We start from the raw sequence: 18,649 nt of genomic DNA, 5'->3' as shown, positions 1-18,649 counted from the left end.
GCGCTACCCGCCGATCGCCTTGCGAACCGCCTCGGCCAACACGCCCGGCTGCTGCTCGCGCAGCTCGTAGCGCGCCCGGGTCATGGGCTTGTTCACCGACAGCACGCGGGTGAGGTCGATGGGCGTGCCCGAGACGACCACGTCGGCGTCGGCCGCGTCGATGGTCGCCTCCAGGTCGCGGATCTGCGCGTCGCCGTAGCCCATCGCGGGCAGGATCCCGCGGGCGTTGGGGTACTTCGCGTAGGTCGCCGCCAGCGACGCCACGGCGTACGGGCTCGGGTCCACGATCTCGGCGACCCCGGCCGCCTTCGCCCCGACCACGCCCGCGCCGAACGACATCGACCCGTGGGTGAGCGTGGGTCCGTCCTCGATCACGAGGGCGCGCTTGCCGCGGACCAGCTCGGGGTCCTCGACGGTGACGGGCGAGTCGCAGCGGATCACGGTCGCGTCGGGGTTCAGCCCGAGCACGGACGCCTCGACCTGGGCGATCGCGTCCTCCGACGCCACGTCGCACTTGTTGATGATGACCAGGTCGGCCATGCGCACGTTCGCCTCGCCGGGGTGGTAGCCGGCCTCGTCGCCGGGGCGCAGCGGGTCGGCGAGCACGATGTGCAGGTCGGGGCGGTAGAACGGCAGGTCGTTGTTGCCGCCGTCCCACATGATGACGTCGGCCTCCTCCTCGGCCCGGCGCAGGATCGCCTCGTAGTCGACGCCCGCGTAGATGACGAAGCCGGCGTCGATGTGCGGCTCGTACTCCTCGCGCTCCTCGATGGTGCACTCGTGCGCGTCGAGGTCGGCGTACGACGCGAAGCGCTGCACGGCCTGCTTGGCGAGGTCTCCGTAGGGCATCGGGTGCCGCACCGAGACGACCTTCTTGCCCAGCTCCTGCAGGATCCTCACCAGGTAGCGCGAGGTCTGCGACTTGCCCACGCCGGTGCGCACCGCGCAGACGCTGATGACCGGCTTGGTCGAGGCGATCATGGACGGCGCCCCGCCGGGCAGCACGAAGTCGGCGCCGGCGGCGATACAGCGGCTGGCGAGGTGCATGACGTCGGCGTGCGCGATGTCGGAGTAGGAGAACACGCACTCGTCGACGTTCTCGCGGGCGATCAGGTCCTCGAGGTCGGCCTCGTCCACGATCGGGATGCCGCCCGGGTACCGCTCGCCGGCCAGCTCGGCCGGGTAGCGGCGCCCGGCGATGTCGGGGATCTGGGTGGCGGTGAACGCCACCACCTCGCGGGTCGCGTCGTCGCGGTACAGCACGTTGAAGTTGTGGAAGTCGCGGCCCGCCGCGCCCAGGATCACGGTCCTGCGCACATCACTCATGAGGTCCCCCCGTGGTCGGTCCGGGCGGCGTCGCTGCCCCCGGTCACCTCCACGCTAGCCAGCGCCCGCCTCGTCCGCGACGGGTGCGCCGGATCGCTTCTGGCTTCAGTTCAACAGCGGGCGCCCAGCGGTGGCAGCATGCACCCATGCACGGCATCGACACCCTCGAACGGCTGCTGGCGCGTACGTGGCCCGGCCTCGAGCAGGATCACCTCGGCGAATGGCTGCTGCGCGCCGGCCACGGCTGGACCGGCCGGGCCAACTCGGCGCTCGCGGTGGGCGACCCGGGACTATCCCGGGAGGAGGCCCTCGACCGGGTCGCCGCCTGGTACGCGGCGCGGGGCTTGCCGCCGAGGGTGCACGTCCCGCTCCCCCTCAGCGGTTCGGACGCCGCGGGCGAGGCCCTGCTGGCCGCCTGCGCGGCGCTCGGTTGGGCCGCCGGTCCGTGGACGTGGGTGATGACCCGGGACGTGGGCGCCGGGCCGGCGGACCGGCCGGGGCCCGCGGCGTCCGGGCTGGAACTGGAGTGGGACGACGCCCCGGGCGACGACTGGGTGTCGCTGGTGCGGGGCGGGTCGCTGCCCGAGCACGGGCGGGCGATCCTGGCGGCGGCGCCGGCGTGGTACCTGACGGTCCGGGTCGACGGTGAACCGGTGGCGTGCGGTCGGGCCGCGCCGGTGGAGGGCTGGGTGGTGCTGAGTGCGATCGAGGTGGCGCCGGGTCACCGGCGCGGGGGTCTGGGGGCCCTCACCACCGAGGCGCTGACGGCGCGGGGTGCGGCGGCGGGGGCGAGCCGGGTCGCGCTGCAGGTGGAGGTGGCCAACAAGGGTGCGGTGGCCCTGTACCGGAAGCTCGGGTACGCCGAGCACCACCGCTACACCTACTGCGCGGGGTGACTCAGGCGTCGGCGAAGATCGGCGTGAAGGTCATGGCGATGAAGACGAGGGCGACGAGCAGGACGGCGGTGTGAGCGAGGAAGATCATGGCTCCAGCCTGCCCGCGGGCAGCGACATTCCACATCGGTCGGCCGTTCGGTTCGGCCTCCGACCAGCGGTCTAGGGGTTTGACCCCGAGGGGGTGCCCCGGGTGGAGGCGGCCCAGTACTGTCGCCACCATGGCTCTGAGCGTGTTCGACCTGTTCTCCATCGGGATCGGGCCCTCGTCGTCCCACACGGTGGGGCCGATGCGTGCTGCGGCGATGTTCCTCGACGAGGTCGGCGACCGGCTGGGGGACGTGGCCCGCGTGCACTGCGACCTCTACGGCTCGCTGGGCGCCACCGGCCGTGGCCACGGCACCGACAACGCGGTCATCCTCGGCCTGCTGGGCGAGCGGCCCGAGTCGGTCGACCCGCGGGCGGTGGCCGGCAAGGTCCGCGGCGCCTGGGACGCCCACGAACTCACCCTCGGCGGCCGCCACACCATCGCGTTCGACCCGGCCGCCGACCTCGTCCTCGACGGCTCGGTCGAACTGCCGACCCACCCCAACGGCATGGTCCTCACCGCGCGCGACGCCGCCGGCGAGGTCGTCCACGAGGCGACCTACTACTCGATCGGCGGCGGCTTCGTCGTACGGGGGGACGCCGACGCCTCCGACCCCGTCGTGCCCGAGGCGGGGCCCGCGATCCCCTACAAGTTCCACACCGCGGCCGAGCTGATGGAGATCAGCGAGCACACCGGACTCTCCATCGCCAGCATCGCGCTGGAGAACGAGGTCGCCATGGGCCGCACCAAGGAGCAGGTCGAGCACGGCCTGCTCGAGATCTGGGCGGTCATGCAGGAGTGCGTGGCCCACGGCGCCGAGACCGAGGGACGCCTCCCCGGCGGCCTGCGCGTCCTGCGGCGGGCGCCCGCCCTGCACACCAAGCTGGTCACCGAGGGTGCCTCGGAGGACCCGCTGCGCGGCATGGACTGGATCACCTTCTACGCCCTGGCCGTCAACGAGGAGAACGCTGCCGGCGGCCGGGTCGTGACCGCCCCCACCAACGGGGCGGCCGGCATCATCCCGGCGGTGCTGCACTACTACTGGGACTTCGTGCCGGGCGCGAACAAGGCGGGCGTGGTGAAGTTCCTGCTCACCGCGGGCGCGATCGGGATGATCTTCAAGAACACGGCGTCCATCTCGGGGGCCGAGGTGGGCTGCCAGGGCGAGGTCGGTTCGGCCTGCTCGATGGCGGCGGCCGGCCTGGCCGCCGTGCTGGGCGGGACGCCGGAGCAGGTCGAGAACGCCGCCGAGATCGGGATGGAGCACAACCTCGGGCTCACCTGCGACCCCGTCGGCGGGCTCGTCCAGGTGCCGTGCATCGAGCGGAACGCGATCGCGTCGGTCAAGGCCGTGGCCGCCGCACGCACCGCCCTGCGCGGCGACGGGACGCACATCGTCAGCCTCGACAGCGTGATCAAGACCATGCGCGACACGGGCGCCGACATGAAGGCGAAGTACAAGGAGACCGCCCTCGGCGGTCTCGCGGTGAACGTCATCGAGTGCTGACGCCGGCCCGCCCCGGCCCTTCCCGGACGCCCTCGGGGGAGGTCTCCCCCGGGTCAGGGGGGACTGGGCGTCCCCGAAAGTGTGAAAGTACGGCAACATGGACTTGTGGAACGGCTGATCGAGGGCACCCCCGGCGAGGAGGCGGCCGTCTGGGTGCAGGACCGTGGCGGAGGTCCCCTCCGCCTGCGTGGGCACATCATGATCGAGGACCTGGACGGCGTCCTGACGTCGATCTCGTCGCGCAGCGGGGCGAACGGCCCCCTGAACCCGGTCACCCAGTACATGCTGGCGCGGGCCGCGAACCACCTGGCCGACCGGCTGATCGACGACGCCCCGCCCGGCCGGGACGGGCGCGACTCGGTGCCGCGCATCCTGTCCAGCTCGCTGGGGCACCAACCCTTCGTCGAGTCCGTGCTGGAGATGAGCCAGCACCAGATGCTGCGCCGCTGGCCGCTGGCGACCGACTGGTACAACGACGTCATCAACTACGCCATGCGGCCCGCCCGCTTCGAACCCAAGTACGACCGCCTGCTGGCGAACGCCATCAAGGCCTCGACGGGCACGCTGGGCGAGTTCGTCCGCACGTTCGCCTACGAGGCGTTCACCTACGCCGACAGCACCAAGGTCATCCGCGTCGCCGAGGCCCTGCAGGCGCTGTGGCCGGACTACCCCCCGGTCCGCAACGCGATGGGCCAGTACCGGGCGCACGTCATGGAGCGGTACGTCCCGCTCTACCAGGCCGCCATGCACGCCTACGGCCTCACCGCCCGCCCGGGTTCGGACCTCAAGCACCTGGGCTGGGCGTTCAACGCGCTCCACGCCCGCGAGGCGCTCGAGCACCTCGCCGGCCAGAACACCACCTACACGACCACCGACGGCCAGGACTGGTCGCTGACCGGCTGGACGATCATGGTGCTCATCGCCGGCGCGGGCATGACCGAGGAGGGCGAGCGGCTGGACGCGGTCGACCTGATGAACCGCCTCCCCGTCCGGCCGCTCGCGCTGCCCGACGGCCCCTAGATCTCCAGGCCGAGCCGCTCCAGCAGCGGCTCGACGTGGGGGTCGCGTCCTCGGAAGCTGCGGTAGGTGTCCAGCGCGTCCACCGACCCGCCGGGCGCCAGCAGCGTGCGCCGGAAGTGGTCGCCGTTCTCGCGGGTGCCGCCGCCGTTCTCCTCGAACCAGGCCACGGCGTCGGCGTCCATGACCTCGGCCCACTTGTAGCCGTAGTACCCGGCCGCGTAGCCGCCGCCGAAGATGTGGCTGAAGTAGGTCGAGCGGTAGCGCGGGGGCACGAGGTCGGAGGCGACGCCCCAGAACTCCAGCGCGCGGCGCTCGAAGTCCTCGACCTCGTCGCCCGAGCGGGGCAGGGCGTCCAGCGGGGTCTGGTGCCACGCCTGGTCGAGCAGGGTGGCGGCCATGATCTCGAGGGAGCCGAAGCCCTGGTTGAACGACCGGGCGTCCTTGAGCTTGTCGAGCAGCTCGGCCGGCAGCACGCGGTCGGGCTGCCAGGCCCAGTGCTCGTTGACCTGGCTGGGGAACTCGACGAAGTCCCGCGGCGTGGCCGTGCCCGACCGCGAGGGGTACTTCGAGTCGGCGAACAGCGCGTGCAGCGCGTGGCCGAACTCGTGGAACATCGTGATCACGCCGTCCCAGCTGATCGCCGAGCTGCCCTTGGTGTAGTTGCAGTTGTTGGTGACCACGGGCAGCTGCTTGGTGAGGTGGTTCTGCCGCACGATCGAGGTCATCCAGGCGCCGCCGTCCTTGGTGGGGCGCGCCCAGAAGTCCATCAGGAACAGCCCCAGCGGCGAGCCGTCGGCGTTGTGGATCTCGTACACGTCCGCCTCGGCGGTGTGCCCGACGAGGTCCTCGCGGCGGGTGAAGGTGATGCCGTACAGGTCGTGCGCGGCGGCGTAGGTCGCGTCGAGCACCTTGGCGACGTCGAGGTGCGGCTCGACGTCGGCGTCGGAGAACGCGAACGTCTCGGTGCGGACGATCTCGGCCACGTACTCCCAGTCCCAGGCGGCGAAGTCCTCGCCCTAGCCCAGCTGGGCGAACCGCTCGGCGAAGGCCGCGGCGTCCGTCTCGGCCTGCTTGAGGGCCGCCCGGCCGAGCGGGCCCATGAGGTTGTTGACGGCCTCGGTGGTCTTCGCGCAGCCCGACTCGGCCGACAGTGCGGCGTGGTGCTCGTGGCCGAGCAGGTTCGCGCGCTCGGCGCGGGCGCGGGCGATGTCGACGATGGTCTGGCGGGTGTCGTTCTCGCCGCCCAGCCCGCGGGCGACGGACGCCTCGAACACGCGTCGGCGCAGGCCCCGGTCGTGGAGCCGGGTCAGGATCGGCTGCTGGGTGGTGTTGACCAGCTCGATGGTCCACTCGCCGTCGCCGGTGGCCAGCGCCTCGACCTCGGCGTCGGTCAGGCCGTCGAGCTCGGCGCGGTCTGTGACCACGACCTTGCCGGCCACGCGGGCCTCGCGGTTGGCCTTGACGAAGGACGCCTGCAGCTCGGCCAGGCGGGTGTTCAGCTCCCGGAGCCGGGCCTGCCCCTCCTCGTCGAGGGCGACGCCGGCGCGGGTGAAGCGGCGGATGGTGTCCTCGAGCAGCCAGGCGTCCTCGGCGTCGAGGGCGACCTCGCCGGCCTGGGCGCGCGTGGCGAGCTCGGTGAAGCGGTCGAAGAGGCGGCGGTCGAGCCAGATGGCGTCGTTGTGCTGTGCCAGGCGGGGGGCGAGCTCCTCGTAGAGGGCGTCGAGCTCGGGCGTGGTGTCGGCGGCCTTCACCGCGTAGAACACCATCGAGGTGCGGGCGAGCAGGTCGCCGGAGGTGTCCCAGACGTGGAGGACGTTCTCGACGGTGGCCGGCTCGGGGTCGGTGGCGAGGGCGTCCAGCGCCGCGAGCTGCTGCGCGGTGCCGGTCTCGAAGGCCTCGCGGTAGTGCTCGGGGGTCAGCGCCGCGAAGTCGGGCAGCTGGTAGGGCAGGTGCGAGCGTTCGAGCAGCGGGTTCGTCATGCGCCCCAACCTAGTGGGGGCGACAAGGCCCCGTCAGGCCGCCGGGACGAGCGCCTCGACCGCGCTGAGGGCCAGCTTGACCGCCTCGGCCTCCCACAGCCGCAGGTTGCCGTCGTCGCGCTGCTTGTCGACCTGGTCGCGGAACTTCTCCAGGGCCTGCCGCGGCTTCTTGTCGGCGAGCAGGTCCTCGCTCGCGGCCGCCCACGCCTTCTTCAACGCAGCAGACGTGCGCTCGCCGTCGGGGGTGTCGGTGGGCAGGGTCGCGAGGGCGGCGTCCACGCCCGCGATGCCGGCGCGCAGGGCGGCCTCGCGGGCGACGTCCTCGGGGGACGGGAGGTTGATCGATGGCAGGCCGGGGCCTGGGCGCGTCGGCCCGGTCGCCGGGGTGGCGGGTTCGTCCGGCGCCGTGTCCACGGGGGTGGTCACGGGCGAGACGGACGCCGCCGGGGCGGCCCGGAACACCGACGAGCCGATCGCCCAGGACACCATGAAGACCAGGATCGCCGCGGCGATCACGCCCAGCCATATGGCCGCGGTGCGGAAGCGCGCGGCGTCCACCGGGCGCCGCGAGCCCTGCACGTCGGGCCGCGTGCTGAGCCGCGCGGCGGAGGCGGGGGGTTCGGCCGGGGACACGGGCAGGCGGGCCGTGACGCCCGGCATCGGGGTGGTGGCGGGCGGCAGGTCGGCGGTGACCGCGGGGAGGATGGCGGTCGCCGGGGGCGCGACGACCGCGGCCGCGGCGGCGGGGAGGATCGCCTCGGTGCGGGCGGCACCGGGGTTGTCGGCCAGGTGCGTCAGGGCCTGGGCGACGATGGCGGCGGTGGGCCGCGCGAGGGGGTCCTTGGCCATCATGCGCAGCACGAGGTCGTCGAGCGTCGCCGAGACGGTGGGCCGGCGCGAGCGCACCGAGACCGGCGGCTCGCTGATGTGGCGGCCGGCGACCTGGATCGCGTTGTCGCCCGGGTAGGGCGGCTGCCCGGTCAGCATGGCGACCAGCACTCCACCGAGGGCATAGACGTCGGACGCCGCGGTGGCCCGGCGCCCCTGCGCCTGTTCGGGCGACATGTAGGCCGCAGTGCCGAGGGTGGTCGCCGGGGCGGTGAGGTGCTGCTCGGCGTCGAGGGTGACCTGCGCGATGCCGAAGTCGAGGAGGGTGACGGTGGGGCCGCTGACCATGATGTTGGCCGGCTTGATGTCGCGGTGCACCACGCCGATGGCGTGGGTCGCGACCAGCGCCTGCGCGACCTCCCGGGCCACCGCGATGGCGCGGGTCTCCGACATCGGGCCCTCCTCGCGCAGGACCTGGGAGACCGGGCGTCCGGACAGCAGCTCCATGACGAGCCAGGCCGTCTGGCCGTCGCTGCCGGAGTCGAAGATCGTGACGATGTTGGGGTGGTTGAGCTGGGCGGTGGCGATGGCCTCGCGGTGGAAGCGCTCGGCCACGGACCGGTCGGTGGTGCTCGTGAGGTCGACGGCCTTGACCGCGACCTCGCGCCGCAGCCTCTCGTCGGTCGCGCGGAACACCTGCCCCATCGCCCCGCGTCCCAGCGGGGCGCCGAGTCGGTAGCGCCCGCCGACCAGCTCGCCCACTCTCATGCGATCCATCGTAGATAGGGCCCATGAGGAACAGATGAGACGACGGGTGGAGGTTCGTCATGCTCCGGGTGTGGCAGGCTGCGGCCATGTCGTCGCCGTCGGGACCTCCCCCCGGAGCCCCCGGGCCCGCCGAGGAGCGCGCCCGGACGCGCCGCGTGGCCCTGCTCGTGGGGTCCGTGATCGTGGTGCTGACCCTGCTCGCCACGATCGTCCCGCACCTGCTGCGCCCGCCGGTGCCGGCCGGTGCCGGCGTGCCGGGTGGGCCGTCGGTCGAGGCCGTCCCGCTGCCCGAGGAGTCGTTCTACCCGCCGGAGGAGTACCCCGAACTGGTGCTGCCCCCGGTGCCCGACGGCTGCCCGAAGCCGCTGGTCGAGCTGGGCGTGCACGTCCAGGCCGACTGGTTCCCGGTCGTCGTGGCGAACGGGCAGGAGTACCAGATGCAGGAGACCTACCGCCCCCTCACCCCTGGGCCCGCGGTGGTCACGATCCGGTGCGACATCATCGACATCAGCGGCGGCGGGCAGGCGGTGGTCCCGAAGCCCTGGCCCGACGGCACCTCGAGCGGGTTGCCGGTCGACACGGTGGTGACCGAGGTGGCCGGCGCTTCGCCGGCGTGCTTCCTGATGGCGCGGCAGGACATCACGTGGCTGCTCCGTGCGGTCGACGAGCGCGGCCGCACACCTGCCGCATGCGTCGGCGTCCCCGACCCGTAATTGTTAGGCTGGCCGCATGGTCAAGCCGGAGAAGCCGCTCGAGGGCGGTCACATGACCGAAGTGGCCCGCCTCGGCGACCAGGTGCTCCGCGAGGCCGGCCCGTGGACGCCGACCATCCAGCGGCTGCTGGCCCACCTGTCCGAGCAGGGCCTGGAGTGGGTGCCCGAGCCGCAGGGGTGGACGAAGGACGGCCGCGAGGCCCTCACCTACCTCAAGGGCAAGGTGCCGACCTACCCGCTGCCCGAGTGGGTCTACGACGACGCGGCCCTCAAGCGCGCGGCGAAGTGGCTGCGGCAGCTGCACGACGCGACCGTCGGGTACACCGACCCTGACCCGCACTGGCGCTCGGCCCCCCGCAAGCCCGCCGAGGTGATCTGCCACAACGACTTCGCGCCCTACAACATGGTGTTCCGCGACCACGAGCTCGTCGGCGTCATCGACTGGGACTTCGCGGCCCCCGGCCCGCGCCTGTGGGACCTCGGCTACCTCTGCTACCGGATGGTCCCCCTGATGCGGCCCTCCAACCCCGACGCACCCGACCTGCCGATCGACCTCTCCGCGCGCCTGGAACTGGCGCTGCGCGCCTACGGCTCCGACGCCACGGTGCCCCAGCTGCTCGAGGTGATCGTCGAGCGCCTGGAGGACCTGGCGTCCTTCACCCACAGCCACGGCCTGGCGCGCAAGAACGACAAGCTGCTGCTGGACGCCGAGAACTACTCCAAGGACGCGGCGTTCCTGGCGGGCCTGCTGCGCTGAGCCCGCGCCCTCAGTAGAGGAAGAACGGGAAGAACGAGCGGTCGTGCGCGTGCACGATCGCGAGGAACACGATCGCGTCGAACAGCAGGTGCACGATCACGACGTAGGTGAGCGACCGCGTCTTGGTGAAGATGTAGCCCTGCAGCAGCGCGAACGGGAACGTCAGGAGCGGCCCCCAGCGCTGGTAGCCGAGCTCCCACAGGAACGAGACGAAGATCACCGCCTGCAGCAAGTTGGCCTGCCACATCGGGAAGTGCCGGCGCAGCAGCACGAAGCAGGTGCAGATGAAGAACAGCTCGTCCCACGTGCCGACGGCGTTGACGCCGACGAAGAAGCGCGCGTACTCGCTGGGCTCGTGGATGGCGGGCCAGTTCTCGTAGGCGCCCGAGGTGATGAAGTAGAACGGCAGGATCAGCCAGGCGAGGAACGGCACCAGGAACAGGTAGAACTTCTGCAGGTTGGTCCACTTCCGTCCGCCCCGCCACGGGAACCGGATCACCTCGCGCTGGTAGACGAAGCGGTCCATGAGGAAGGGCAGCGCGACAGCCGCGGCGAGGGCGAACCCGATCGCGAAGAAGCGCGGCCAGCTGATGTCGGCCTTCACCGAGGTGGTCGCGACGGCGCACAGGCCGATGCCGATCAGGATCAGGTCCTGCGCCAGCGGCTTGCTCACCACCCACGCGTAGGCGATGGACGCCACCAGCACGGCCAGACCGACGGGCGTCCACATCAGCCCGAACAGGAAGAAGGCACTCAGTGAGACGCCGATGGCGGCGGGCAAACCGGCCCGGGAGTCGAAGACCTGGTCGACCTCGGACGCCATGCGCTCAGTTCTCGTCGCCGAGGTCGCCCACGGTGATGTCCACCATCAGCTCCATGGCGAGCTTCTCGAGGTCGGCGCGGAGGGCGTCCGCGTCGGTGCCCTTCGGGACCGGGACCACGAGCAGCGCCTCGAACAGGCGTCCGCCGGCCATGGGGGCCTCGTAGGAGCCGGTCTCGATCTCCTCGATCGACAGGCCGTGCTCGGCGAACACGGCGGTGAGCTCGCGGACGAGCCCGGGCCGGTCGTTGCCGAGCAGTTCGACGGTGATGCGGGAGTCGGGCTCCTCGGCCTCCGCGGCGTCCACGTCGTGCACGACGATCGTGAGGTCGGGCAGCGCCTGGACGGCCGCGGTGAAGTCGGCGGCCCGGCCCTCGGGGAGCGTGACGACGACGATGCCCGCGAAGGCGCCGGCCAGCTCGGACATCGAGCTGCGCTCCCAGTTGCCGTCGTGGGACGCCACGACCTCGGCGAGCGTGTTGACGATGCCGGAACGGTCATCACCGATGACGGTGAGCACGAGGGTGGTCATGCCGCCACGCTACCGTGGCCGTAAGCTGCACGGGTGGATCTCGTGGTGCTGTGGGGTTGGGTCTGGGCGTGGGCCGTCGGCGACCTCTCCGTGCTGATCTGCGCCACCGTCATCGGGCTGATGTGCTCGGTCAACGTGGTGCTCTGGGTGCTCCGCAGCACCGGGCGCCTGCGGCCCCGGGTGCCCACCGAGGTGGTCAAGGCCGCATGAGCCAGGCCCCCGCCCGCGTGCCGGTCCCCCGGGAGATCTGGGTCCTGGTCGTCGCCGCGTTCGTGATCGCCCTCGGCTTCGGCATCATCGCGCCGATCCTGCCCCAGTACGCGGCGAGCTTCGACGTGGGGGTGGCCGCGGCGTCCGCGATCGTGACGGTGTTCGCGCTCACCCGGATGGTGTTCGCGCCGGGGGCCGGCGTCCTGATCTCGCGGTTCGGCGAGCGCTGGATGTACATCGCGGGCCTGGCCGTGGTGGCGGCGAGCTCGTTCCTGTGCGCGGTCGCCGTCGGCTACTGGGACCTGCTGCTGTGGCGCGGCCTGGGCGGCATCGGTTCGGTGACGTTCACCGTCTCGTCGATGGGCCTGATCGTGCGGCTGGCGCCGCCGACCGCGCGCGGCCGCACGTCGGCGCTGTACGGGTCGGCGTTCCTGCTGGGCAACATCATCGGGCCGATCCTGGGCACCTTCCTGGCCGTGCTGGGCTACCGCGTCGCCTTCGCGATCTACGGCGGCACGGTCGTGCTCGCGCTGCTGGTGGTGCTGCTGTTCCTGCGCGAGGCGCCCCGCGACGCCGCCGTCGAGGACGCCCGCCCCCGCATGAAGCTCGCCGAGGCCATGGCGCTGCCCCACTACCGGGCTCTGCTGGTGTCGGGGTTCGCGAACGGCTGGGCCACCTTCGGGGTGCGGATCGCGCTGGTGCCGCTGCTGGCCGCGCACGTGCCCACGATCGGCGCGCCCATGGCCGGCATCGCGCTGACCCTGATGGCCGTCGGCAACGTGATCGCGCAGCAGTTCACCGGGCGGATGGTGGACGCGCTGGGCCGGCGTCCGGTGCTGATGGTCGGGTTGCTCGTGACGGGCGTGACCACGCTGGTGTTCGGCTGGTCTGAGTCGCTGCCGGTGTTCCTGGGGTTGTCGGTCCTGACCGGCGTGGGGGCGTCGATGATCCAGCCGGCGTCGCAGGCCATGCTCGCCGACATCATCGGGGCCGACCGCAACGGCGGCCAGGCCCTGTCGACGTTCTCGATGTCGACCGACCTGGGTTCCATCGCCGGCACCCTGCTCGCCGGACTGATCGCCGACGTCTTCGGCTTCGGCTGGGCCTTCTTCCTCACCGGCTGCATGCTGCTGGTCGCCCTGTTCCCCTGGTGGCGCGTCGGCCGCACCGCCGCCGCCTGACCGCCGCGGTGACTGCGCCGACAGCCCGCCTTCCTGCCGCCGACAGCCTGCCTTGCCTGTGTCGAGGGCTTGACTTCTCCCTGACGCCGGGCGCACACTGGTTGCATGGTTAGTTACTCCACTAATGCACCCATCGGGCAGGCCGATGGCGTGGAGCTGCCGCTGTTCCTGCAGATCGCCCGCGCGATCGAGAACGACATCGTCGACGGCCTCCTCGCCGAGGAGGACCAGGCCCCCTCGACCAACGAGATCGCCGCGTTCCACCGCATCAACCCGGCCACTGCGCTGAAGGGCATCAACGAGCTGGTCGCCGGGGGCGTCCTGTACAAGAAGCGCGGCATCGGCATGTTCGTGGCCACCGGCGCCCGCGACGCCCTGCTCGGACGCCGCCGCACCGACTTCGCCGCCCGCTTCCTCGCCCCCGCGCTCGCCGAGGCCCGCCGCCTCGGGCTCACCGACGCCGACGTCATCGCCCTGATCCAGGAGGCCCACCATGGCTGACAGCCCCGCCATCGCCCTCACCGGACTCTCGGTCACCTACCGGTCCCCGGGCCGCGACGTCGCCGCGCTGGCCGACCTCCACGCGATCATCCCCGCCGCCAGCATCGTCGGGCTCGTCGGCCGCAACGGCGCCGGCAAGACCACCCTGCTGCGGGTCCTGGCCGGGCGCGAACCCCGGTTCACCGGCGACGCCCACGTCCACCGCGTCCCCCTCGCCGACCTCGGCCGGACGCCGGGGTTGGTCCACCTCGCCGGCGCAGGTTGGCCGGGGGCTGGGGACCGCACGCTGGCGTCCCTCATCGCCGGGCTGGGACGAGCGCGGCCCCACTTCGACCGCACCCGCGCGCTCGCCCTGCTGGAGGGGTTCGGCATCCACCCGTCCGCCCACCCCCGGCGCCTCAGCGCGGGGAAGCAGACCGCAGCGCAGGCGTCCCTCGCGTTGGCGAGCCGTGCGCCACTCACCCTGCTCGACGAGCCGCAAACGGGGTTGGACGCCCCCTCCCGCGACCTGCTCACGCGGGCGATCATCGAGGAACAGGCGCTCCGCCCGCGCACGTGGGTGATCTCGACCCACCTGATCGACGAGACCGCGCCGCTCTTCGAGCGCGTGCTCGTGCTGGACGCCGGCCGGCTCGTCACCGACGCCGACGTCGACGAACTCCTGACCCGCTGGGTCCGCGTCGAGGCGGATCCTGCCGTGCTCGAAGCCCTGCCCCGCCTGGGCGAGCTCGAGCGCCTGGGCGGTCGCGGGAGCGCGATCGTCGCCGCGTCCGACGTGCCTGCGGGATTCGCCGGACGCACCCACCCCCTCACGCTGCAGGCGCTCGCGGGCGTGCTGCCGCTGGCATCGAAGGAGTAGCCATGTCTGCTGTTCTCGAACTCCCCGTCCCGACCCGTTCACGCTGGAGTCAGGTGCCCGCGGTCCTCGCCGCCGTCGCCGGGCCGTTGGCCTGGCGGTTGCTGTGGCCGCTGGCCGTCTGGTTGGTGGCCGCCGGGGTGGCGTGGGTCTCGCTGGCCGGCCGCAACCCCTACGACGGCGGGCACGTCGATACGTTCGGCCGTTGGAGCACGCTGCCCTCGGGGATCCTGCTGCTGGCGGGCTTCGCGGCGATCCCGGTTCTGTGGGTCTGGGGCGCGCGCTACGCCGCCGGGCTGGGCCACGACCGCGGGGTCGTCTTCGCCGTGACGACCGCTGCGAGCGTGTTGCTGCAGGCGGCGTTGCACGTGGTGTCGCTGGCCGCCGGTCTGCTCGAGCTGCGGGCGCTGGGCACGGGTGGGATCCACGTGTTCGCGCTGGAGACGTCGAACATCATGGGCACGCACGACGGCCTGTGGAACGGCTCCTGGGTGTTCGCGCTGTGGTACCTGACGCCCGTGATCCTCACCGTGTTGCTCACCAGCGTGGGGTTCCTGCGTTGGGGACCTCTCGGGCTGTTGCTGGTCCTGGCCATCCCGGCCGTGCTCATCGGGGCGGCCTTCGTCACGGTGCTGGTCGACACCGGGTTCACCTGGTTCGGGGTGCTGCTCTACTTGGGGGTGTTGGCGGGTTCGATCGCCGGCGCTTGGGCGATGTTCCGGTGCGTGGCCCTCTGACGGCCCGTCAGGGGCGCGGCGGGCGGTTGGCCGCGGCGTCCTCGACCTCTTCGCGGCTGAAGCCGAGCAGGTAGAGCACGGCGTCCAGGTAGGGGAAGTTCAGCGCCGTGTCGGCCGAGGCCCGCACCGCCGGCTTGGCGTTGAACGCGATGCCCAGCCCGGCGGCGGCGAGCATGTCGAGGTCGTTGGCGCCGTCGCCCACCGCGACCGTGCGCGACAGGGGCAAGCCCTCGGCGGCGGCGAACTTCTTCAGCATGGTGGCCTTCATCGCCCGGTCGACGACCTCGCCCTTCACCTTTCCGGTCAGGACGCCGTCGCTCACCTCCAAGCGGTTCGCGGCGACGTGCTTGATGCCGAGCGACTTCGCCAGCGGCTTCACGACCTCGACGAAACCACCCGACACCAAGGCGACGGCGAAGCCGAGGTCCTGCAGCGTGGCGACAAGGGTGCGGGCGCCGGGGGTAAGACGCACCGCCTCGATCACGTCGTCGAACACCGACACCGGCAACCCGGACAGGGTCGCCACGCGGGCGTGGAGCGACTCGGCGAAGTCGAGTTCCCCACGCATGGCCCGCTCGGTGACTGCGGCCACCTCGGCCTCCCGCCCGGCGTGGCGGGCGAGCAGTTCGATCACCTCATCGCGGATCAGGGTGGAGTCGACGTCCATGACCACCAACCGCCGACCCTGACGGGCCAGACCGGCCGGCGACACCGACACGTCGAACCCGGTCTCGGCGGCGGTCGCGGCCAGTGCCGGGCGCAGGGCAGCGACCTCGGCGTTCGACACCATGAACTCCAGCGTCGTCATCGGGGTGCGCGAGAGACGTCGGACGCGGTCGATGTTCCCGCCGTGCTCGCTGACCACCCGCCCGACTGCAGCGAGGTGGGTGGCCCTGAGGGGGCGTCCGAGGATGGTCACGACCACGCGGCGCGGCCGGGGCGGGTTGTCGCCCAGGCCCTCCTCGATGGTGAGCCGGTAGCCCAGGCGGGCGGCGGTGCCGGCGAGGCGGTCCTCGAGCCGGTCGAGATCATCAGGCAGCGAGCCCAGCAACAGCGCGATCGTCACTTGGCCGCGCACGACGACCTGCTCGAGGTCGAGCACCTCGGTCCCCAGCCCGGCGACGGCGCTCATGAGGGCGTGCGTGATGCCGGGCCGGTCGGGACCAGAGAGGGTGGCGGCGAGTGTCTGCAGGTCTGCCATGCCGTCATCTTTTCATCCCTACTCGACCCTTGACTGCGTCCTCCAATTCAGCTACCTTACGAGCCCCCCCAGCTCGGAGATTGCACCATGAAGCCTGTTCGCCGCACTGGATGGATATTGGCCCCGTGAGGACCCACCCCCACGCAGAAGCGGTGTCAACCCAGTTCACCCCGTGGCCGATGGTCCCCGGTGCATCCGGCCAACTGCTCGCGGCAGGATTAATCTCGGTCGCCGTCGTGGAAACCTCGAGCTTCCGGACCATCCACGCCTGGTTCGACCCGGCGACCGGCATCACCGTGCCCGTCCGGCGCGGGCACGCCGATCCGCAGATCCTTATCCAGCCCGACGGCGACCAGGCGCGCGTGACGATCACCCAGATCCGGTTCGACCAGGACGATGACCTGCTCGCGGACGTATGGCTGCCCCGCGACCTGCCGCTGCCGAGCCCCACCGGGCAGCCGTTCCTCGAAGCCACCACCCTCGGCATCGTGGACGCCGTGGCCTCGGCGCTCTCCGCCGACCACGCCGTCTTGGGGGACGAGGTCGTCGCGATGTCGTCCGATGTCGCGCAACTGCTCCCGCCCAACACCGAGCACCCGTGGCCCGACCTGTCCGTGAACTCGTGGCACATCGCGCTCGACGGGCGGACGACCCGGGCCGTCGAGGCGTCCGCGCTCTTCGATGCCGACATCGAGCACGTGCGAGCACGGGTGCTGACGGTGCACCGTGGCGGGGCCCGCGAGCCCGACCTGCTGGTCTGCCCGCTCGACGGCCCCGCGCGCTACTGGCCCCTCGGCACCCACCCGCATCTGGACGCCCCGCGCACCGGCAAGGACCTACCACCCGACGTGACCGCCATCGCGACCGCGGCCGCACCACAAGCGCCGAGGGCTTGAGTTTCAAGGGTCGAGGGCTTGAGTTCCCTGGTGGAACCCAAGCCCTCGGCGCTGAAAACTCAAGCCCTCGGCGCAATGCGCGTCAGCGCTTGGCCTCCCAGAGTCCGCCGCACCAGACGAGCTCGTTGGGCGTGCCCTTGAACTCCGACTCGCCCATGATCTTCTGAATCGTCTGGCGGACCACCTCGCGGGTGTTCTTGTAGGAGTTGATGAAGGTCTTCACCATCGGAACGTCGTAGAGGTGCGTCGTCCAGTTCATGCCGATGAACACGACCGGCTTCTCCCAGACCTGCCACGGGATGTCGGCCGACATCGGGTTCGCCCAGCGGATGCGGTAGGCGTTCTCCGACGCGTAGCCGCGCTGGTCGCAGAAGGTGAACGTGGCGTCGAAGTCACGCACGTAGTCCGACACCTTGCCGCCGATGCGCTCATCGCCGCGCGCCACGGTGACCTGGAAGCCGACTGCCTCCAACTCCTCCTTGATCATGTCGAGCGCGCCGCCGCCCTCGTAGATCGCGCCTGCCTCGTTCGAGCTCAGGTAGCGCAGCTCGATGCGCGGGTGGGTGTCGGGGCGGATCGGCAGTTGGTCCTTGGTGTTCTTGACCAGGGTGATCGCCTTGTCGGCCGCGTCGGCGGCGATGTCGAGGTGCTTCTGCGACCCCACGACCGCCAGTCCCTCCTCGGTCGGCTGCTGCTCGCCGCGGTGCAGCCCGATGGACGCCTTGACGCCCAGGATGCGCCGCAGCGCGTCGGTCAACCGCTCGTCGGTGATGACGCCCGAGCGGTAGCCCTCCATCATCGACTCGTAGTCCTCGTCCTCGTCGCGGAAGAACAGGAGCATGTCGCAACCGGCCGCGATGCAGCCTGGCACGGCGTCCTTGCGCTTCATGGCGGCAGCGAAGCCGATCATGTGCGAGGCGTCCGTGATCGTGAGGCCGTTCCAGCCCAGCTGGCCCTTCAGCAGGTCGGTGAGCAGCTCGGGCGCCAGGGTCGCCGGCATGATGTCGTCGTCGGTGAACTCGGGCCGCAGCTTCTTGGAGTACTCCGGCAGCGCGATGTGGCCGACCATGATCGAGTGCAGGCCGTCGTCGATCAGCGTCCGGTAGACCTTGCCGAAGGACTCCTCCCACTCCTCGACCGAGAGCTCGTTGACGCCCAGGATCAGGTGCTGGTCGCGCTCCTCGGTGCCGTCACCGGGGAAGTGCTTCACGCAGGTGGCCAGGCCGTTCTCGGTGATGCCGCGCAGGTAGGCGCGCGTGTGCTTGAGGACGGTGTCGGCGTCGGTGCCGTAGGCGCGCGTGTTCACGATCGTGTTGCGCCAGTTGTAGAGGATGTCGACGCAGGGATCGAAGTTCCAGTTCACGCCGATGGCGCGACAGGTCTCGCCCGCGACCAGCCCGGCGCCGTAGCTCACGTTCTCGTCACCGGACGCCTCGCACGCGGCCCCGGACGCCACGTAGACGCCCTCCTCGCAGGCGCCGTCGCCGCCGTTGTCGCAGTTGGCCGCGACGAGCATCGGGATCTTGGCGACCTCGCGCAGTCCGGTGGTGAAGTCGAACACGTCACGCGCGGCGGAGCCGGCGTCCTTGTAGCGCTGGCCGCCGTAGTGGTACTTCGAGATCTTCTCCTGCGCCTCGTCGACGTCGAGGTTGCGGTTGTGGCTGATGAACAGCTGGCCGATCTTCTCCTCGATCGACATGCCGGTGATGGTGTCTTCGACCCACGCGACGTCCTCGTCGGAGAGGTTGTACGGCTTGGCCTTGAGGTCAACGAATTCGCCCACGTTGGCTCCCTTCGTCCCCGGGGCCCTGGGCCGCCGGAAAGGTGGTTGGACGC

At 71.5% G+C, this 18,649-nt stretch carries 18 protein-coding genes and 1 pseudogene; 11 read left to right on the top strand and 8 right to left on the bottom strand.

The window, feature by feature from the left end; all coding sequences use genetic code 11:
* Positions 1–3: 3 nt before the first annotated feature.
* Complete coding sequence (locus H5397_RS02240) at positions 4–1,326, bottom strand: cyclic 2,3-diphosphoglycerate synthase (RefSeq protein WP_182814691.1); 1,323 nt, start codon at positions 1,324–1,326, stop codon at positions 4–6.
* Positions 1,327–1,472: 146 nt separating this feature from the next.
* On the opposite strand from H5397_RS02240, the gene H5397_RS02235 reads away from it, so the two are divergent.
* Complete coding sequence (locus tag H5397_RS02235; protein ID WP_182814690.1) at positions 1,473–2,222, top strand: GNAT family N-acetyltransferase; 750 nt, start codon at positions 1,473–1,475, stop codon at positions 2,220–2,222.
* Between the two features lies 1 nt (position 2,223).
* Here the strand turns inward: H5397_RS02235 and H5397_RS17875 are convergent, their stop codons facing one another.
* A complete protein-coding gene (locus H5397_RS17875) occupies positions 2,224–2,346 on the bottom strand; it encodes a hypothetical protein (RefSeq protein ID WP_255438557.1) in 123 nt (40 codons plus the stop codon).
* 94 nt (positions 2,347–2,440) lie between these two features.
* Between H5397_RS17875 and H5397_RS02225 the strand changes: the two genes are divergently transcribed.
* Positions 2,441–3,814 carry an L-serine ammonia-lyase gene (locus tag H5397_RS02225; protein WP_182814688.1) on the top strand — a complete coding sequence of 458 codons (1,374 nt, stop codon included), beginning with the start codon at positions 2,441–2,443 and terminating at the stop codon, positions 3,812–3,814.
* Positions 3,815–3,919: 105 nt separating this feature from the next.
* Positions 3,920–4,834 carry a hypothetical protein gene (locus tag H5397_RS02220; protein WP_182814687.1) on the top strand — a complete coding sequence of 305 codons (915 nt, stop codon included), beginning with the start codon at positions 3,920–3,922 and terminating at the stop codon, positions 4,832–4,834.
* Here H5397_RS02220 and H5397_RS17870 read toward each other — a convergent pair.
* Together H5397_RS17870 and H5397_RS02210 are read right to left on the bottom strand one after the other, a co-directional pair.
* Positions 4,831–6,600 (bottom strand): annotated as a pseudogene (locus H5397_RS17870) (M3 family metallopeptidase). The gene H5397_RS02220 and the pseudogene H5397_RS17870 sit on opposite strands and share 4 nt — an antisense overlap.
* Positions 6,601–6,846: 246 nt before the next feature.
* Positions 6,847–8,409, bottom strand: a complete 1,563-nt coding sequence (locus H5397_RS02210; RefSeq protein WP_182814686.1) for a serine/threonine-protein kinase — start codon at positions 8,407–8,409, stop codon at positions 6,847–6,849.
* A gap of 86 nt (positions 8,410–8,495) precedes the next feature.
* On the opposite strand from H5397_RS02210, the gene H5397_RS02205 reads away from it, so the two are divergent.
* Positions 8,496–9,122, top strand: a complete 627-nt coding sequence (locus H5397_RS02205; RefSeq protein ID WP_182814685.1) for a hypothetical protein — start codon at positions 8,496–8,498, stop codon at positions 9,120–9,122.
* Between the two features lie 16 nt (positions 9,123–9,138).
* On the top strand, positions 9,139–9,879 hold the full coding sequence (locus tag H5397_RS02200; RefSeq protein ID WP_182814684.1) for a phosphotransferase enzyme family protein: 741 nt from the start codon (positions 9,139–9,141) through the stop codon (positions 9,877–9,879).
* Positions 9,880–9,889: 10 nt separating this feature from the next.
* Here H5397_RS02200 and H5397_RS02195 read toward each other — a convergent pair whose 3' ends face one another.
* The gene (locus H5397_RS02195; RefSeq protein WP_182814683.1) at positions 9,890–10,702 is read right to left on the bottom strand and encodes a CPBP family intramembrane glutamic endopeptidase; all 813 of its coding nucleotides are present in this window, start codon (positions 10,700–10,702) and stop codon (positions 9,890–9,892) included.
* A 4-nt stretch (positions 10,703–10,706) separates the two neighbouring features.
* The gene (locus tag H5397_RS02190; RefSeq protein ID WP_182814682.1) at positions 10,707–11,231 is read right to left on the bottom strand and encodes a glycine cleavage system protein R; all 525 of its coding nucleotides are present in this window, start codon (positions 11,229–11,231) and stop codon (positions 10,707–10,709) included.
* Positions 11,232–11,264: 33 nt separating this feature from the next.
* Between H5397_RS02190 and H5397_RS02185 the strand changes: the two genes are divergently transcribed.
* The 5 genes from H5397_RS02185 to H5397_RS02165 all read left to right on the top strand — a co-directional run bounded on the left by H5397_RS02185 (position 11,265) and on the right by H5397_RS02165 (position 14,716).
* Positions 11,265–11,441 (top strand): hypothetical protein, encoded by a 177-nt coding sequence (locus H5397_RS02185; RefSeq protein WP_182814681.1) that lies wholly within the window; start codon positions 11,265–11,267, stop codon positions 11,439–11,441.
* Complete coding sequence (locus H5397_RS02180) at positions 11,438–12,622, top strand: MFS transporter (protein WP_182814680.1); 1,185 nt, start codon at positions 11,438–11,440, stop codon at positions 12,620–12,622. The genes H5397_RS02185 and H5397_RS02180 overlap by 4 nt, the downstream gene beginning before the upstream one ends.
* Before the next feature lie 105 nt (positions 12,623–12,727).
* The gene (locus tag H5397_RS02175) at positions 12,728–13,123 is read left to right on the top strand and encodes a GntR family transcriptional regulator (protein WP_182814679.1); all 396 of its coding nucleotides are present in this window, start codon (positions 12,728–12,730) and stop codon (positions 13,121–13,123) included.
* Positions 13,116–13,982 carry an ATP-binding cassette domain-containing protein gene (locus H5397_RS02170; protein WP_182814678.1) on the top strand — a complete coding sequence of 289 codons (867 nt, stop codon included), beginning with the start codon at positions 13,116–13,118 and terminating at the stop codon, positions 13,980–13,982. The genes H5397_RS02175 and H5397_RS02170 overlap by 8 nt, the downstream gene beginning before the upstream one ends.
* 2 nt (positions 13,983–13,984) lie before the next feature.
* Entirely contained in the window at positions 13,985–14,716 is a 732-nt protein-coding gene (locus H5397_RS02165) for a hypothetical protein (protein WP_182814677.1), read from the top strand.
* Between the two features lie 7 nt (positions 14,717–14,723).
* Here H5397_RS02165 and serB read toward each other — a convergent pair whose 3' ends face one another.
* The gene (gene serB / locus H5397_RS02160; RefSeq protein WP_182814676.1) at positions 14,724–15,917 is read right to left on the bottom strand and encodes a phosphoserine phosphatase SerB; all 1,194 of its coding nucleotides are present in this window, start codon (positions 15,915–15,917) and stop codon (positions 14,724–14,726) included.
* Between the two features lie 152 nt (positions 15,918–16,069).
* On the opposite strand from serB, the gene H5397_RS02155 reads away from it, so the two are divergent.
* Positions 16,070–16,813 carry a hypothetical protein gene (locus H5397_RS02155; RefSeq protein WP_182814675.1) on the top strand — a complete coding sequence of 248 codons (744 nt, stop codon included), beginning with the start codon at positions 16,070–16,072 and terminating at the stop codon, positions 16,811–16,813.
* A gap of 82 nt (positions 16,814–16,895) precedes the next feature.
* Here the strand turns inward: H5397_RS02155 and H5397_RS02150 are convergent, their stop codons facing one another.
* A complete protein-coding gene (locus H5397_RS02150; RefSeq protein WP_309224255.1) occupies positions 16,896–18,596 on the bottom strand; it encodes a glycoside hydrolase family 3 N-terminal domain-containing protein in 1,701 nt (566 codons plus the stop codon).
* Between the last annotated feature and the right edge of the window lie 53 nt (positions 18,597–18,649).

Origin of the sequence: Propioniciclava sp. MC1683 (genome assembly GCF_014164675.1) — a bacterium.
Classification (GTDB): domain Bacteria; phylum Actinomycetota; class Actinomycetes; order Propionibacteriales; family Propionibacteriaceae; genus Propioniciclava.
This window is presented reverse-complemented; position numbering and strand designations above follow the sequence as displayed.